This window comes from Thermomicrobiales bacterium (assembly GCA_023954495.1).
In the GTDB taxonomy this organism is placed as follows: domain Bacteria; phylum Chloroflexota; class Chloroflexia; order Thermomicrobiales; family CFX8; genus JAMLIA01.
In genome coordinates, this window is sequence record JAMLIA010000077.1 from 1 (window position 1) to 15,514 (window position 15,514).

Consider the following 15,514-nt stretch of genomic DNA (forward strand, 5'->3'; position numbering starts at 1 on the left):
GGGTGAGGACGCGGCGGATCGGCCATTCGCCTTCGGGGGCTGCGTCGAGGACGCTGCCGGGAGCGCCGACAAGGTGGCCTTCCAACATGCCCCGGGCGCGCCAGGCGAGGGCGAGCAAACGCTGCGCTTCGGTCGGCGGTCGGCCCACCTGCTCGCGCCACTTGAGGATGTGCGCGGTGTGCTCGCGCTCGTGATGGGCGAAGCGCATCAGGCGCATGCGCACATCGGTCGGGCGCTGGAACCAGATCGTCGGCACTGACAACAGGTCGTCGGGGATGTCGGAGAGCGCGGCGAGCGCTTCATCGCGTGCAACGTCGAGCCGCGCGATGAAGTCGGACAGGGTGCCGTCGAGTTGCGTTTCCATCGACGGCGGCCGCATCTCTTCCGGCGGGAAGTCAAACTCCCGCCCGGCGTTGAAGCATTCAATCGAATAGAGGGTCTGGACGCGATACGAACGCTCGACGGTGAGGACGTGGGCGAGCGTCCGGCGCAATGGCCATTCGCCCGGCGGCGTCAGATCGAGGTCGGCGTCGGTCAGGCCAACTAGTGCGCCGAGCAGATCGCCGCGCGTTATCTCGGCACGGGCGAGGATGCGCTGGGCAGTGGTCTGCTGGAAGCCCGCTTCGATCAGCCGCGTCTGAACCGAGAGTTCATGTTCTTCTTCATGGTCGGCGAAGCGCAGGAACATGAAGCGCACATCGACCGGGCCACCGCCCCAGGTCGTCTCGGCGCTCATGCGTTCGGCGGGGACATCCTGCAACGTGGCGTACACCTCTCGGCGGTGATTGCGATGCTGGGCGAGGAGTTCGCGGAGTTCGGACATGTGCCCTCCGTTGGTGATGAAGCAGCCCCTCATTGCTGAGGGGCTGCGGGGTGCGTTGCACTCTGCGGGCTGAGCGCTCAGTCCTTTCGATGCTTCTTCGGCGGCGCGCCCCAACCGGTGAGGCGACCCGGGTTCGGCATCGGGCCGACCGGCACTTCGATCAGCGCCGGGCCGTCGTGCTTGAACGCTTCCTTGATCGCGTCCTGCAGACCCGCCGGCGTCTCGGTGCGCAGACCGAGCATGCCGAAGGACTCGGCTAGCTTGACGAAGTCCGGGTTCAGCAGGTCGCTAGCGATCGTGCGACCGCGATAGTTCTCCTGCTGGATGCGCTTGACGTTGCCGAAGGCGTTGTCATTGAAGACGATCGTCGTCAGCGGGATCTTGTGCAGCACGGCGGTCGAGAGCTCCTGGACGTTGTACATGAAGCCACCGTCGCCGTTGATCGAGATGACGCGCTTGTTCGGGTTGCCAACCTGCGCACCGAGCGCCGTGGCAAAGCCGTAGCCGAGCGTGCCCTGATAGCCTGAGGTGAGGTATGAACGCGGCTCGTAAACCGGGAAGCCGTTGCTCGACCAGTAGCCAACCTGCGTGCTCTCGGCGACGAGGATGCCGTCGTCCGGCAGCTCGGCGCGGACAGCGTCGGCGAAGGCGGCCTGCGGCTGGATCTCGTGCAGCAGGTCGTCGACGCGACCAGCCAGCGCGGTCAGCTCTTCCTCGCGAGACTCGCGCTTGCTGTTGTACTTGCCGGTGCGCTCGACCAGCTCGGCGAGGCCCGCCTTGGCGTTGGCGAGGATGCCGATCGTCGGCTCGTGGTTGCGGCCGATCTCCTCCTGGTCCGCGTCCATCTGGATCAGCGTCCAGTCCGGATCGGTGCCCCATTGCGCCAGCGGCTGCGACAGGCGCGTGCCGACAGCGAAGATGACGTCGGCGTCCTTCCACAGCTCACGACCAACGAGCGAGTTCTGGCCCAGATAGTGGCGCGAGGACACAGCACCACGGCCATTCGAGGACATAACGACTGGTGCCTGGATCATCTCAGCCAGCGCCAGCAGCTCCTCGGTGGCGTCCATGACACCGCCGCCGACGAAGATGACCGGCTTCTTGGACTCACCGAGCGCCTTGGCGGCGGCTTCGAGTTTGTCCGGATCGCCGCTCTCGACCGGCACATCGGCCGGATCGAGCAGGCTCACCTCAGCCAGCTTGCCCATGATGTCCGGGGCCATCTCCAGATGGACCGGGCGCGGGCGGCCGGAGAGCATGCGCTGGAACGCCTCGCGGACAAGCGCCGGGGCGTCTTCCGGATTGTTGGCGCGCGCGGCCCACTTGGTGACCGACGCCATCATCTCCAGCTGGTTCGGGATCTCGTGCAGCACGCCGCGGCCAAATCCGATCAGGTCGGACTGAATCTGGCCGGAAATGCTGAGGACGGGCGAGTTCGTCGCATACGCGGTCGAGAGGCCGGCGGTCGCATTCAGCAGACCCGGGCCCGGAACGACCAGGCAGACACCCGGCTTGCCGGTCGTCCGCGCGTAGCCATCAGCCATGTACGACGTCGCCTGCTCGTGGCGCGTGTGGTACAGCGCGATGCTGTCCTGCTCGTCGTACAGCGCGTCGAAGATGTTGTCGAGCTGGACACCCGGCAGGACGAACATCGTATCGACGCCATGTTTCTTCAGGGACTGGACCATCGCCTGTCCCCCGGTCAGTTGTGCCACCCTGGCTCCTTCTCTACCTCCGGACGCGGCACGCGCGATCCGTACCCTGCCGGTTCGATGTGTTTTGAAACGGCCATCGCGTATTGTATGTCATTTCACGCATTGCGGATATCCGACAAACTGCGCAACTCACCTATTTTTGAGCGGGATTGTCAGAAATTCTGCTGGGCGGACCGGTCCGTCAGCCGAGGTTGAGCCAGGTGCCGATGAAGTAGCAGACGACAGTGATGCCGAGCATGACCAGCATCAGCAGGATCGAGAACACCAGCCAGGTGATGCCCCACCGTGCCAGACCAGCGTTGGACTCAGCCGTAGGACCCGGAACGAGGTAGTCGTCACTCTCCATGGGGTGCTGCTCGTCGGGCTGCTCGGCCCCATCCTGAGGTGCGTCGGTTGGCTGCTCGTCCGGTGCGCTCGTGCTCATGCCCTCCCCAACTCCGCTGACCGCTGCGTCAGTGCGTGGGTAATCTTGCCATGTGGGAGGCGTGGCGGCCCTCACCCCCGGCCGCTGCTACGCCAGCCACTCAGACAGGGAGCCGGTGATGGCGACGACGCGGGTGCCGGGGGTGCGGGTGGCGACGCCAGCATCGACAAGGGCGCTGAGGACGGCTGCGCCGAGTGCGCCGCCGAGGTGATGGCGGCGTTCTGTCCAGTCGGTGCAGCCGAAGGCGTGCAGGCGACGAGATGCTTCGGCACCGACGACATCGACGCCGCGGGCGATAAGCGCATGGCGTCCGGAATCAGTGAGGCGATAGTGCAGGCGCTTGCCGTCGTCGCTGTCAGCGACGAGCCAGTCGCGGGCGAGCATGCCGTCCATGAGCTGAACGCCGACGACGCCGGCCAGATGGTCGTAGCAGGTGCGCGCCTGGCGGATCGGCACGTCGTTGCGGACGAGCCGTTCGGCCTGGGCGCTGCGCGGTGGTGTCGCGCGCTCTGCTTGCTGGGCGCTCTGCAGTGCGTCAACGACCGGGCGGATGCGCTCGGCATCGACGCGGTAGGTGCGTTGGCGGCCGACTTGTTCGATGGTCACGATGCCCTCCTCGCGCAGGATAGTCAGATGCGTTGACACGCGCGGCTGCGGCAGATTCAGCCGCGCCGACAGCTCGCTGACGGTCGCGTCGCCATCCAGCAGCAGGTCGAGAATGCGCAGACGACTCTCGTCGGCGAGGCTGCGGATGAGCGGCAGGAGCTGTTCCATTGTGATCTGCTGACTTCCTGCAACAACATATCTCTCAATACGGATATGTTAGCGCAATCGCTGACGCTGTCAAGCTGAATGAGCTGTCAACGCCAAGGTGGCACATACGTAGGCGGGGCAGCCACGCCCGCAATCTGTCATTTCGAGGCCTCAGCGAGAGATCTCCCACCCGTTCGCAATCCATCTGCGCGGGGGAGATCTTTCGGTTGCGACCTCAAGATGACAGGACAAGGTGGTGGCTGTCGCCTTGAAAGATCAGACAAAATGGCGTTGACAGCTCACTCAATGGGTTGTCAACGCCATATTGTCTGATTAGCAGCCGACCCCTTCCTCTGTCATCCTGAGCCGCAGCGAAGGATCTCCCACCCGTTCGATGCAGTCCGACGCAGGAGAGATTTCTCGCTGCGGCCTCGAAATGAAAGAGAACATGGGGCGCTGTCGCGCCTGACGATTCGACACTTTGGCGCTGACAGACCACTGAATGCGGATCGTGAATGCAGGTCGGGTACAATCGCGCAGGTGGTGGGGTCCACCGGAGCGCCCTCCGTCGCTCGAACCGCAGTAGTGCCGATGACTCCTGTCCGATGTAGCCCACCGCGTCGCCCAGCGTGGCACGACGGCGCGCTGCTGAGCGATGGAGTTGAGCTGACGAATGGGAATCATCCTTGTTGGCGTTGGTGGCGGCGCAGGTGCGATCAGCCGCTATCTGCTCTCCGGCTGGATCAACACCGTGGCGGGGCCGGGTCCGTTCGCAATCTTTGTCGTCAACATTACTGGCGCGTTTCTCCTGGGCCTCTTTCTGACATTGACGCAGGATCGGTTCATCGTCTCACCAGATATGCGCCGACTGGTCGCGACCGGCTATTTCGGTGGCTACACAACGTTCTCGACCTGGACCTGGGAGACGATGCAGCTGGTTCAGACCGGTGAATACGCACGCGCATTCCTGAACGGCGCCGGTTCACTCGTCGTCGGGCTGGTCGCCGTCTATCTCGGCATTGTCGTTGGACGGTTGATCTGATGGCCGCGGACGTGAAGGCGGTGATGAGCGCGATGCAGGAAGCTGGCAAGCGTCTACGCATCTACATTGGTGAATCGGACACCTGGCACGGTCGGCCCCTCTTTCAGGAAATCGTCGAGATGGCCCATCGGGAGGGACTGGCCGGGGCGACGGTCGTGCGGGGGATTGAGGGATTCGGCGCGCACTCCCGCATCCACACGGCGCGGGTGCTGCGGCTCTCGGAGGATCTGCCGGTCGTCGTTGATATCGTTGACAGCGCCGAGCGCATCGAGCGGATCCTGCCGATCCTGGACGAGATGGTGTCCGAAGGACTGGTGACGATCAGCGATGTCACGGTCGTGATGTATCGACATCGCGATGGGGACAAGCCACGAAGTGATTGAGGGACAGATGGGAACCGACGCGCGCGTCGTTGACGCCTTCATTGAAATCCCGAAGGGGAGCCGGAACAAGTACGAGTTCGATGAGTCCGTCGGTCGCTTCCGGCTCGATCGCGTGCTGTATTCATCTGTCCATTACCCGACCGACTACGGCTACATCGAGCACACGCTGGCTCCGGATGGCGACCACCTCGACATTCTGGTCGTCGTCCACGAGCCGACGTTCCCCGGCTGTCTGGTCGAGTCGAGGCCGGTTGGCGGGCTGGACATGGCGGACGAGAAGGGCAGCGACTTCAAGGTGCTGGCCGTACCGACCGGTGACCCACGCTTCGACCACGTCCACACCCTGCGCGATCTCGCCCCGCACACGCTTCTTGAGATCGAGGCGTTCTTCGCGACCTACAAGCTGCTGGAGCCGAAGGACACCGAGGTGTTGGGCTGGCACGAGGTCGATGAGGCGTGGGAGATGATCGAGCGCTCTCGCGCAGCCTGGACGGCGCAGCAGGGATGAGCGCGCGGCGCGGCGAAGCGGTCGGCGACCTCGCTGAGGCGCGCTTCAAGGCGGCGGCCGGGGCGGTATTCCGTCAGTTGCGCAGCGACCATGGCTGGTCGCTGCGCGAGTTTGCCGAGCGCGTCGGTATCGCACACACGTCGCTCTATGCGGTCGAGCGCAATGAGACGGTCCCCAGCATCGGCACGCTGGCATCGGTCGCGGCAGCCTGCGACCTGACCCTGCCGGCCATGCTGTCGCTCATCATCGACGCGCTGCTCCGCGACCACCCGACCTCGATGCGCGACGCTTCGCTCGCCGCGCTGATGGAGAACGCCGCCGACCTGACTGATGCGCAGCGCCGCGAGTTGGCCGGTTTTGCCGACTTCCTGCGTTACCGCGACAGGCCGCCGGACGGCGACGCCTGAGCGGCCAGGATCTCGGCGCGCAACGCTCGCCGGTCGGCGACAATGGCTCGCGCCTGCGGCACGACTTCGGTGGCATATAGCTCGATCGTCTGCGCATCATCGGCGGCGACGATGAATGTGCTGATGCCGTAGTCGATGGCCGTGTCGGCGATCTGCTCGGCCCATTCGCTGGGCGGCCCGTTCAGGAAGCCACGACTGGTTGACGAGAACTGCCCGTTGATGTTCAGCATGCGACGAACGGAGCGTGGATCGCGACCTGCCGCCTCGGCTGCCTTGTCGATGCGTGCGTTCATCTGCGCTAGGTCGCGCGTCCCGCCCGGCAGGTAGGCGAGCGACGGCAGCCAGCCGTCGGCGAGCTGACCGACGAGCGCCAGCATCCGCGGCTTGTAGGCACCGACCCAGATATCCACGTCGTGCGCCGGCGCCGGACCACGCTTGGCGCCCTGAATCTGATAGATCTCACCATCCAGCCAGATGCCGCCGGTCTTGCTCGTGTCCCAGACCTCGCGGGCGATTGTGATCGCCTCTCGCAGCGCGGTGATCGATTCGCCGGGAGTCCGACGCGGGGCACCCATCGCGGCAATCGCATCCCAGAACGCACCGGTACCGATGCCCAGATCGACCCGACCACCACTCAGCAGGTCGAGGCTGGCGATGCTGCGGGCCAGCACGACCGGGTTGCGCAACGGCAGGTTGAGCACGTTGCCGGCTAGCCGGATGCGCTCGGTGCGCGAAGCGACGTAGGACAGCAGCGTCCACGTTTCGTGAAACGCCGCCTGATATGGGTGGTCCTGGAACGTCACCAGATCCAGACCGGCCTGCTCGCTGGCGATCGCCAGATCGACGGCATGCGCGGGCGGCGTCGCGGTCGGGGTGATGAACGTACCGAAGAGAAGATCGTGACCATAGTCAGTCATGTGATGAGAAGCTTCCTGCTGCATCAGTCGGTCGATTCGACTAGCACCGGCTGCGGGGCCGGCTGGATGTTGAAGTTGTCGCGGAACACGTTGTTCGGGTCGTAGCGCCGCTTGAGCTCGCGCAGCCGTTCCAGCGTCGCCGGTGGGAACGCATCGGCGATCCGCTCCGGTCGCGGGTCGGTGTCGAAGCTGAGATAGATGCCGTTCATCTGGTCTTGCAGCGCGTCCCAGAGCGGGCCGAGCCGTTGATGGCTCGTGCCGAACGCCGTGAGGTGGAAGTTGGCGTCGCGGTGCGCGTATGCGGTCGCATTGTCCGGGACATCGGCGACCGCGCCACCGACCGAGCGGATCTGGAAGTAATAGGTACTGCGGTTGTTGATCATCTCGGCGGCACCGGCGGCCAGCTCGGGCGTGATGTGGTGGACCAGGCCGGAGCGCGCAGCCGGCTCACCGCGTCCACTGTGGTAGCCCTGCGCAGCGTTGGCCATGATGCCGGCGTAGGTCGTGATCGCGATCTGATGGTCATACAGCGGCGCGATCGTCGCCAGCGGCTGGATGCGATCGACGATGACCGCCGGGTCGGACGAATCGACGACCGCTAGCACCCAGGCAATGGCCGGCTGGTTGTTGCGCGGTGGGCTGACGATCAGGAAGCTGGTCAGATCACGCGGGGCGGCCTCGACGAGCGCGCCCCACTGCTGCAGGAACGTCGCCGTGTCGCTGGCGTCCATCAGCAGTTGCGCCCAGCCGATGTTGCCGACGACGTCCGCTTCAATCTCGAATGAAGTCACGATCCCGAAATTCGCACCGGCACCGCGCGCAGCCCAGAACAGATCCGCGTTCTCCCGCTCGTCGGCGCGCACGACGCTGCCATCGGCCAGCACCATCTCGACGGCGCGGACGTGGTCGATCGTCAGGCCGTGCTCGCGAGCCAGCCAGCCGATGCCGCCCGCTGTCGCCAGGCCGCCAACGCCGACGCCGCCGTAGTCGCCGGAACTGATCGCCCAGCCATACGGAGCGATCGCCTCGGCAACATCCATCCAGCGCGCGCCGGGTCCGATCCGCACCAGCCGGGTGGCCGAGTCGATCACCTCGATGGAATTCAATGCGCCGAGGTCGATGACGATGCCACCGTCGTTCGTCGAGCGTCCGCTGATGCCGTGGCCGCCGCTACGGATACCAAGCGGCAAGTCGGGATGTTGCCGCGCGAAGGCCAGCGCTTCGACGACCTCATCGCGGTTCTGCGGCCGCAGAATCAACCCCGGCGAGCCGCCGCGCAGATAGTTCGAGCGCAACTCGGCGTAGCCAACATCGCCCGGCTCGACCGCACGCTCAGCCAGGCTGGCCGGGATTACGTCGTAGGCGATGCCGTCGCGGCGACGAGCACGCACGGACGCGCGGCGCTGTCGCAGCGGGTGTTGCGCTTGCGGGTCGATCCGATAGAACGCCTCGCGCATGGCAGGTGCGACCTCGCCGGCAAAGCGCTTGATCGCCAGCGCGTCGTCAGTCATCAGGATGAACGTGCTAACGCCGTCGTTCAGCGCCAGCGGCAACAGGTCATCGACCCACTGCTCGGGCGGCCCATCGAGGAACGCTTCGCGCTCTTCAGCGAATCGCCCGTCGATATTGAGGATGCGGCGGATCTCACGTGGGTCGCGGCCAGCCTCACGCGCTGCTGCGTCGATGATCGCGTTGCCGGTGGCAAGCCCGTCTGGCGGCAGGAAGCGCTGCGTGGCGATCCAGCCATCGGCCTCCGCGCCGAGCAGGCGCAGCATGCGAGGCTTTGCCGCACCGAGCAGGATCGGGATCTCATGCGCCGGAGTCGGGCCAGCCTGAGCGCCGTCCAGTCGGTGGTAGATGCCGTCAACGCGTGCGCGACGATCAGCGTTGGTATCCAGCATCGCGCGCACAACCGCCAACGCTTCCTGCATCGCGTCGATCGATTCGCCCGGCGACAGGCGCGGCACGCCGAGCGCCGCAATCGCCGTCCAGTAAGCACCAGCTCCCAGGCCAAGCTCCAGCCGCCCGTGCGACAGGAGATCGAGACTGGCGGCCGCACGCGCCGCGACGGCAGGTTGGCGCAGGGGAATGTTCAGCACGTTCGGCGCGAGGTGGATGCGCTCGGTGCGTCCGGCGATCCAGCTCAGCAACGTCCAGGTATCCAGGTGGGTCGGCAGATAGGGGTGATCCTGAATCGTGACCAGGTCGAGCCCGACACGCTCGGCTAGGACAGCCAGATCGACCACCTGCTGTGGTGCATCGCTGGATGGGGTCAGAAATACCCCGAATTGAAGATCGTGTCCGTACCGCGCCATGTCGTTCCTCTCCAACATTCAGTTGACACATCAACTGTAGTCTTCAACAGGTTGACATGTCAACCTCTAGCAAGTAGCATGTGCGACATGAGCAAGACGATCAGCACCACGCCGGACGCAGCGATGGCGGTCTGGCTGGAGTACAGCACGATCCACCAGCATCTGATGAGCCACCTGGCCCGCGAGCTCAACCGCGAAACAGGTCTATCCGAGGCTGACTATCAGATTCTCGACGCCGTGGCCGACCGACCCGACGGTTGCGTCCGGGCGCTCGAGCTGCGCTGGATCCTGCAATGGGAGAAGAGTCGGCTGTCGCACCAGATCGCGCGGATGATCGCGCGCGGCCTGCTGGACCGCCGCGCCTGCACCGAGGATGCCCGCAGTCAGATCGTTGTCCTGACAACTGACGGACGTGATGCGGCGCTGCATGCCCGCATGGTCCGCGAGGCTTCGATCGAGCGACTCATCCTTAACGTACTGCCAGACGAGGTGCTCGACGGGCTTGCCGAGGCAACAAGCTTGCTGGCCGATGCGCTCGAGCGCGCCGCCGACGCGGATCCCGAGTGCCGCGCCGCGCGTACTGCAGCGCGAGACGAAACCTCCCGGCCAGGCGATGGGGGTATCGAAGAGGGGTGTCTTCCATGCTGAATCTGCAAATCATCGTCGGCAGTACACGCGATGGCCGCGCTGCCGATCTCGTGACGCCGTGGGTCGTAGACCGCGCGTCGCGCCACGCCGACTTCGATGTCGACGTGCTCGACCTGCGCGACTGGCCGCTGCCGATGTTTGCGGAAACACCGCAGACGATCGGCGATCCGAGCGACCCGACCTACTCCGAGCCGGTGGTGCGCAACTGGAATGCGCGCATAAAGGAAGGGGACGCCTACCTCTTCATCACACCGGAGTACAACCACAGCATCCCTGGCGCATTGAAGAATGCGATCGACAGCGTCTACGCCAGCTTCGGGTTCCGCAACAAGCCGGCGGCATTCGTGGGCTACAGTGGCGGGATCGCAGCCGCCGTCCGCGCAATCGAGCATCTGGCGCATATCGCCATCGAGGCCGAGATGGTGCCGCTGCGCAACACCGTGCTCATCCCGCGCGTCCGCAGCGCGTTCGACGGCATCAGCCCCGCCGATCCGGTGGCTGATCTCAGCCTGGGTGTCATGCTCGACGACCTCGCCTGGTGGGGTAATCTGCTCCAGCGCGCGCGGGCCGAGGGCGCGTTGGCTCCAGGTGGGCAGCGACTCCGCGAGGCGCAGGCGCAACTCGCTTCTCGTTAGCCAATCATCGCAGAACATAACAGCGCGCCGAGGTAGTTCACCACGGCGCGCTGTCGTTGTGCAAAGCATCTGCGTACGTGTGCGTTTCCGGCTACTCCCTGCTCGACCATTGCCGGTGTGCACTGAGCATCAGCCTCGAGATCGTCAACCCACGCTTCGGCCCAGGTGGATACCGCCTCCAGCACCGGGAGCAAGTTCTGCCCCTTCTCGGTCAGGTGGTATTCGATCCGCACCGGCATCTCCGGAATGACCGTCCGAATCACGATCCCTTCGGCCTCAAGCTCACGCAAGCGCTCAGAGAGCAGCCGGTCGCTCAAGCCGGGAATCGCCGCCGTGACATCGGTATAGCGGGTTGCGCCTGAGAGCAGGGCGCGCAGGATCGCCCCGGTCCAACGCCGCCCAATAAGCTCGACGGCATGATGGAATCGCGGGCAAAATGCTGTGGGTAAGGAATGTGCGTTGCAGCCCATGCTGCCTCCGTTCTGCCCTCATTGTACGCGAAGGTGGCACACTTGACAATAGCAAGTAACCTTGTTATCGTTACTTACGAAAGATAACGCGGTAACGAGCGAGTGGTCGCTTCCGCACCGCGGCAGAGGAAAGGGACCTGCCAGGATGAGTGTTTCGCCAACCCAGACCACGACGACGTGGAACATCGACACCGCTCACTCGACAGTTGAGTTCAGTGTCAAGCACATGATGATCTCGACGGTGAAGGGCCAGTTCGGCGCGGTTGAGGGCACCGTTGAGCTCGACCCGGCCAATCTAGCCAGCGCCAGCGTCGATGCGCGTATCGACACCAGCACGATCACAACCCACAACGAGATGCGCGACAACCACCTGCGGACGAACGACTTCTTCAACGCCGAAGACTTCCGCTACATCACCTTCAAGAGCACCAGCATCGAGCCGAAGGGTGACGACGAGTTCAAGATCCACGGCGACCTCACCATTCGCGACGTGACCAAGCCAGTCACCCTGGACGCTGTTCTTGACGGCATCATGGAAAAGGACGCCTTCGGCAAGCGCCGGGCTGCGTTCTCAGCGTCGACCTCGATCAATCGCAAGGACTTCGGCGTCAACTGGAACGGCGCGATCGAGGGCGGCGGCGTCGTTGTCGCCGACAAGGTCAAGGTTGATCTGAACATCGCCGCAGTCCAGTAAGACCGGGCACACTCTCGGGTCGAGCGCGTCGAATCCGGCAACGAAGCCGCTCGAGCGCTCGACAGTACACATCCAGCGCCCATCGCCTCGGCGGGTGCCACCGAACGAAAGAACCACGACCATGTCGACCTCGAACACGACCATTCACCCTGAGACGCGCATCGGCCATGTGCACCTCAAAGTCGCCGACCTTGACCGCGCCATCCAGTTCTATCGTGGTGTGCTCGGCTTCGAAGTCATGCAGCGCTACGGACGGCAGGCCGCGTTTCTCTCAGCCGGTGGCTACCACCACCACATCGGGCTCAACACGTGGGAAAGCCGCAACGGCGAACGTCCCGCCCGTGGTACGACCGGGCTGTATCACGCAGCCATTCTCTACCCGAATCGCCGTGAGCTGGCCCGCGCGCTCTCCAGCCTGCTGAGGAACCACTACCCGATCTCCGGTGCAGCCGACCACGGCGTCAGTGAGGCGATCTATCTGGAGGACCCGGACGGCAACGGACTGGAGCTCTACGTCGATCGCGACCCGGCCGAGTGGCCACGCAACGAGAATGGCGAGATCGCCATGACCACCGACGCGCTCGACTTCGCCGGCCTGCTGGCCGAGCTGGAACCCGAGGCAGCTACGGCGACGTCCTAGCTTCCAAGCCCCAACGAGTGTGATGAGCGCCCCGTTCCATTGCGGACCGGGGCGCTTTGTCGTGCTGAGTAGTCGGCCGTCGATCCCTCCGTAGAGACATGACCCAGTTCGTCCGCCTGACAGAATCACTACGGTCGACTACTCCTGCTTTCGCGACGACGTTGCAGGGTGCCGAACACAAATGTAGGTGCGTATCAGATACGCGCCAATCCACAACCACCCGGCAACTGCCGACTCGCGTCGTGCCGGCCACACCAGCCGTGCGTATGCGATACGCCCCTGCATTTGCGTACGTATGTGCCCGCAAGTCACATACACACCCGGCGACCGAGTAAGATAGGGAACCAGACGCCGACATGATGCGACCGGCAGCGGACGCACAATGAGAGGACGCATGACGATGCAGCAACGAGGTGTAGCTCCACTTGGCTCCGGGCGTGCCGAACGACCGGAGGTCGTAGTGCTGCCGACACACGCTGACTCGTCGCCACGCGGGAACGCGCTCCTTCATCTCGCCTTGCAGCTCGCGCCGGACGTCCTGCGAACGCTCGAACGCTCACGAGCCCGCAACAACGTGCGTCAGGTTACGCCGAAGATCGTTGAGCCGCGCAACATCGTCCACGGACTGAATATGTCTGAGGTTGAGCTGGATGTGCGCATCCCGCTCGTCCGCAACATCACCGTCCGACGCGCGACAGCCTGGGCGGCTGACCTGCCGGCGATCACGCCTGCCGCGCCGCGTCGCAGTGGCCGTTTGCGTCGCGTTGGCATCGTCGGTGTCGGGGCGTGCGTTGCAGCAACAATCGGGATCCTGGCGAACCGCGCCAGCGGACTCGTCGCGCCGGTCATTCGCCGAGGATAACCAAACCCGGACACACACAACGGGGCGCGCAATTGCGCGCCCCGTTGGTTTGCTGCCGAGCTGTGCTTAGAGATCGTGGCCGGTGGATGTCTGCTCCAGCAGCTTGGCTGTCTCCTCGCGGTGGTTCGTCTCGTCGACAATCTGGTCCTCCAGCTGGACCTTCAGGCCGACCTCACCGGCAGCGTCCGCCTGAGCGACACGCTCGGTGTAGTCCGCAATGGCCTGCGTCTCCGCCTTCAGGACTTCCTCAAGCAGCCCTCGGTTGGAGTTCGGCACCGGCACCTCGTTTGGCGTGGTTGTTGGAACGCCGCCAAGCGCCGCGATCTTGTTCGCCAGGAACTTCGCGTGGCCCAGCTCATCCGGCACCTCCGCTTCGAAGAACGAGACGAGCGTCGGGCGGTGAACACCCTTTGCCACTGCGGCGTAGATCGTATATTGCACCACCGCAGCCAGCTCGCCGGCCAGGTCCCTGTTCAGTCCGTCAATCAGCTCGTTGATCTTGTCCTGCTTCGCCATTCAGCGAATACCTCCGTGCTTCACAACATGCTTCATCACATGCATCTCTCATTTCTATACAGGCAAGATCAGTGCCGCCAATACTGGAGTATGCTTGCGGCATCAACGCATGAACCAAGGTGGAAGAGCGATCCCATGTCAATTCCAGAGCAGCCACAATCCGACGCCAACCAGCCAGACGACCAGATGTTGTGGGACGAGGGCGACGAAGACGAAATCCCGCGAGCGGTAATCTACGTCCTCGCTGGACTTCTCATTCTCTCGTTCGCGCTCTATCTCATCGTCGGTGGTGGACATAACCACTTCCATTAGGCCGTCGCACGACAACGCGAACAGGAGCACGCCATGCCGTCGCCACTGCGTATCGGGATCTGCACTGACCAGCGAACATGGCTCTGGACGAATCGGTCGAGCGATGGCAATATCTTGAGGCGCTGGGCTTCGATAGCCTCTGGCTCTGCGACCATCTCATCCAGCCGAGCAATCCGACCAGCCTGTACTTCGAGGATCGACACTGCTGGCAGCGCTGGCTGCCGTAACTTCGCGGGCGCGCATCGGTGTCCTTGTCTGGAGCAACACCTTCCGCCACCCGTCAGTACTGGCGAAAGAGGCGATCACGATCGACCACGTATCCAACGGTCGACTGGAGGTTGGCATTGGTGCTGGTTGGTACCAGCCGGAGCATGACCGGTTCGGGCTGGAGTTCCCCAACGCCGGGCAGCGCGTCGCGCAGTTCCGCGAGGCGGTGCAGGTGCTGGACAGCATGCTGCGTTACGAGACGACAACGTTCGACGGGACCTACTACCAGATCGACGATGCCCCAAGCATCCCTCTGCCCGTCCAGCGACCGCGCCCGCCGCTGACGATCGGGGCCAAGCAAACCCGCATGCTGCGCATTTGCGCTGAGTACGCTGATCGCTGGAACTCCAGCGGGTCCGTCGCCGAGCTGAGGGAGCGTAACGCGATCCTCGATGAGCATTGCGCCGCAATCGGTCGCGACCCGGATGAGATCATCCGCTCGCTCTACGGTTGGGCGGCGGTGATGTCGGCCGATCCGTGGGCATCAGTCGATGCCTTCGAGCAAGTCGCCGAGGACTATCGCGCCGTCGGGATCAACGAACTCATCATCGACCAGCCACGAGCATCACAGCTCGATGTTCTTGAGCGAGTCGCCACCGACGTGCTGCCACGCCTGCGCGCGGAAACCTGAGCGACGCTTCAGGCGCGCTCCGGTTCATCCACCTGCGGCGCAGCCTCCTGCTTCTGAGCTGCCGCTGTTGCGGCAGTCGAGGATGCAGCACCATAGCTCTCGGTGCGCCAGTATGACCGCGCGATGGCGTGGGCCGACACTGGTGATGTCAGCAGCATGAAGCCGAGCACGAGCAAGCCACGCAGCAGGATCGTGCCATTCTGCATTCCGGCGGCGATCAGCAGCGGTCCGACGCCGAACGCGGTGGCGATACTCGCCGCATGCAAGCTGCGGAACAGATCGGGCATGCGCAGCACGCCGCCGATCGAAATGGTCAGCACGACCAGCCCGAGGATAACGAGGACGTCAGCAATCCAGGGCAGTAGCTCAGCCATCAATAGATCCGCCGATCGGATGCGAAGCGTGCGGCCGCCAGCGTCCCGACGAACGCCAGCAGCGCCAGCATCAGCGCGGCATCCAGATAATTCGACGAATTGCGCCCACCGGCGAAGATCGCGAAGAGCGCGATGAGCAGCGTCGTGACGAACTCCAGCGCCAGAATCCGGAGCATCA

At 64.3% G+C, this 15,514-nt stretch carries 21 protein-coding genes; 12 read left to right on the top strand and 9 right to left on the bottom strand.

The genetic code is table 11. The annotated features are described in order from the left end of the window. The 4 genes from M9890_12760 to M9890_12775 form a co-directional block, all read right to left on the bottom strand. Positions 1 to 823: DinB family protein (locus M9890_12760; GenBank protein MCO5177820.1), on the bottom strand; the 823-nt coding region annotated here is incomplete at its 3' end. A 77-nt stretch (positions 824 to 900) separates the two neighbouring features. After that, on the bottom strand, positions 901 to 2,538 hold the full coding sequence (locus M9890_12765; GenBank protein MCO5177821.1) for a thiamine pyrophosphate-binding protein: 1,638 nt from the start codon (positions 2,536 to 2,538) through the stop codon (positions 901 to 903). A 181-nt stretch (positions 2,539 to 2,719) separates the two neighbouring features. Next, complete coding sequence (locus M9890_12770) at positions 2,720 to 2,962, bottom strand: hypothetical protein (GenBank protein ID MCO5177822.1); 243 nt, start codon at positions 2,960 to 2,962, stop codon at positions 2,720 to 2,722. Between the two features lie 87 nt (positions 2,963 to 3,049). Continuing rightward, positions 3,050 to 3,736 carry a metalloregulator ArsR/SmtB family transcription factor gene (locus M9890_12775; GenBank protein MCO5177823.1) on the bottom strand — a complete coding sequence of 229 codons (687 nt, stop codon included), beginning with the start codon at positions 3,734 to 3,736 and terminating at the stop codon, positions 3,050 to 3,052. A 652-nt stretch (positions 3,737 to 4,388) separates the two neighbouring features. Here M9890_12775 and crcB point away from each other — a divergent pair. Genes crcB through M9890_12795 form a run of 4 tightly spaced genes read left to right on the top strand, consistent with a single transcriptional unit; the run spans position 4,389 to position 6,055 of the window. Beyond that, positions 4,389 to 4,757 carry a fluoride efflux transporter CrcB gene (gene crcB, locus M9890_12780; GenBank protein ID MCO5177824.1) on the top strand — a complete coding sequence of 123 codons (369 nt, stop codon included), beginning with the start codon at positions 4,389 to 4,391 and terminating at the stop codon, positions 4,755 to 4,757. Then, complete coding sequence (locus tag M9890_12785; GenBank protein ID MCO5177825.1) at positions 4,757 to 5,140, top strand: DUF190 domain-containing protein; 384 nt, start codon at positions 4,757 to 4,759, stop codon at positions 5,138 to 5,140. The genes crcB and M9890_12785 overlap by 1 nt, the downstream gene beginning before the upstream one ends. A gap of 7 nt (positions 5,141 to 5,147) precedes the next feature. Further along, a complete protein-coding gene (locus tag M9890_12790; protein ID MCO5177826.1) occupies positions 5,148 to 5,648 on the top strand; it encodes an inorganic diphosphatase in 501 nt (166 codons plus the stop codon). Then, a complete protein-coding gene (locus M9890_12795) occupies positions 5,645 to 6,055 on the top strand; it encodes a helix-turn-helix domain-containing protein (GenBank protein ID MCO5177827.1) in 411 nt (136 codons plus the stop codon). Before M9890_12790 ends, M9890_12795 begins: the two co-directional genes overlap by 4 nt. Here M9890_12795 and M9890_12800 read toward each other — a convergent pair. Further along, a complete protein-coding gene (locus tag M9890_12800) occupies positions 6,022 to 6,972 on the bottom strand; it encodes an LLM class flavin-dependent oxidoreductase (protein ID MCO5177828.1) in 951 nt (316 codons plus the stop codon). The genes M9890_12795 and M9890_12800 overlap by 34 nt on opposite strands. A gap of 23 nt (positions 6,973 to 6,995) precedes the next feature. Then, the gene (locus M9890_12805) at positions 6,996 to 9,287 is read right to left on the bottom strand and encodes an LLM class flavin-dependent oxidoreductase (protein MCO5177829.1); all 2,292 of its coding nucleotides are present in this window, start codon (positions 9,285 to 9,287) and stop codon (positions 6,996 to 6,998) included. An 87-nt stretch (positions 9,288 to 9,374) separates the two neighbouring features. On the opposite strand from M9890_12805, the gene M9890_12810 reads away from it, so the two are divergent. Beyond that, positions 9,375 to 9,935, top strand: a complete 561-nt coding sequence (locus tag M9890_12810) for a MarR family winged helix-turn-helix transcriptional regulator (protein MCO5177830.1) — start codon at positions 9,375 to 9,377, stop codon at positions 9,933 to 9,935. Next, on the top strand, positions 9,929 to 10,570 hold the full coding sequence (locus M9890_12815) for an NAD(P)H-dependent oxidoreductase (protein MCO5177831.1): 642 nt from the start codon (positions 9,929 to 9,931) through the stop codon (positions 10,568 to 10,570). Before M9890_12810 ends, M9890_12815 begins: the two co-directional genes overlap by 7 nt. On the opposite strand, the gene M9890_12820 is transcribed toward M9890_12815, so the two are convergent. Further along, positions 10,567 to 11,040 carry a helix-turn-helix transcriptional regulator gene (locus M9890_12820; protein MCO5177832.1) on the bottom strand — a complete coding sequence of 158 codons (474 nt, stop codon included), beginning with the start codon at positions 11,038 to 11,040 and terminating at the stop codon, positions 10,567 to 10,569. The two genes, M9890_12815 and M9890_12820, sit on opposite strands and share 4 nt — an antisense overlap. Before the next feature lie 145 nt (positions 11,041 to 11,185). Between M9890_12820 and M9890_12825 the strand changes: the two genes are divergently transcribed. The 3 genes from M9890_12825 (at position 11,186) to M9890_12835 (ending at position 13,236) form a co-directional block, all read left to right on the top strand. Further along, a complete protein-coding gene (locus M9890_12825; GenBank protein ID MCO5177833.1) occupies positions 11,186 to 11,734 on the top strand; it encodes a YceI family protein in 549 nt (182 codons plus the stop codon). Between the two features lie 121 nt (positions 11,735 to 11,855). Beyond that, the gene (locus M9890_12830; protein ID MCO5177834.1) at positions 11,856 to 12,374 is read left to right on the top strand and encodes a VOC family protein; all 519 of its coding nucleotides are present in this window, start codon (positions 11,856 to 11,858) and stop codon (positions 12,372 to 12,374) included. Positions 12,375 to 12,774: 400 nt separating this feature from the next. Continuing rightward, complete coding sequence (locus M9890_12835; protein MCO5177835.1) at positions 12,775 to 13,236, top strand: hypothetical protein; 462 nt, start codon at positions 12,775 to 12,777, stop codon at positions 13,234 to 13,236. Between the two features lie 66 nt (positions 13,237 to 13,302). On the opposite strand, the gene M9890_12840 is transcribed toward M9890_12835, so the two are convergent. After that, positions 13,303 to 13,752: a ferritin-like domain-containing protein gene (locus tag M9890_12840; protein ID MCO5177836.1), complete on the bottom strand. Its 450-nt coding sequence runs from the start codon at positions 13,750 to 13,752 to the stop codon at positions 13,303 to 13,305. Between the two features lie 135 nt (positions 13,753 to 13,887). On the opposite strand from M9890_12840, the gene M9890_12845 reads away from it, so the two are divergent. The 3 genes from M9890_12845 (at position 13,888) to M9890_12855 (ending at position 14,962) form a co-directional block, all read left to right on the top strand. Next, positions 13,888 to 14,064 carry a hypothetical protein gene (locus M9890_12845; protein ID MCO5177837.1) on the top strand — a complete coding sequence of 59 codons (177 nt, stop codon included), beginning with the start codon at positions 13,888 to 13,890 and terminating at the stop codon, positions 14,062 to 14,064. A 77-nt stretch (positions 14,065 to 14,141) separates the two neighbouring features. Then, entirely contained in the window at positions 14,142 to 14,291 is a 150-nt protein-coding gene (locus tag M9890_12850) for a hypothetical protein (protein MCO5177838.1), read from the top strand. A gap of 14 nt (positions 14,292 to 14,305) precedes the next feature. After that, entirely contained in the window at positions 14,306 to 14,962 is a 657-nt protein-coding gene (locus M9890_12855; GenBank protein ID MCO5177839.1) for an LLM class flavin-dependent oxidoreductase, read from the top strand. Between the two features lie 8 nt (positions 14,963 to 14,970). Here M9890_12855 and M9890_12860 read toward each other — a convergent pair whose 3' ends face one another. Continuing rightward, complete coding sequence (locus M9890_12860; GenBank protein ID MCO5177840.1) at positions 14,971 to 15,336, bottom strand: monovalent cation/H(+) antiporter subunit G; 366 nt, start codon at positions 15,334 to 15,336, stop codon at positions 14,971 to 14,973. Positions 15,337 to 15,514 lie beyond the last annotated feature (178 nt).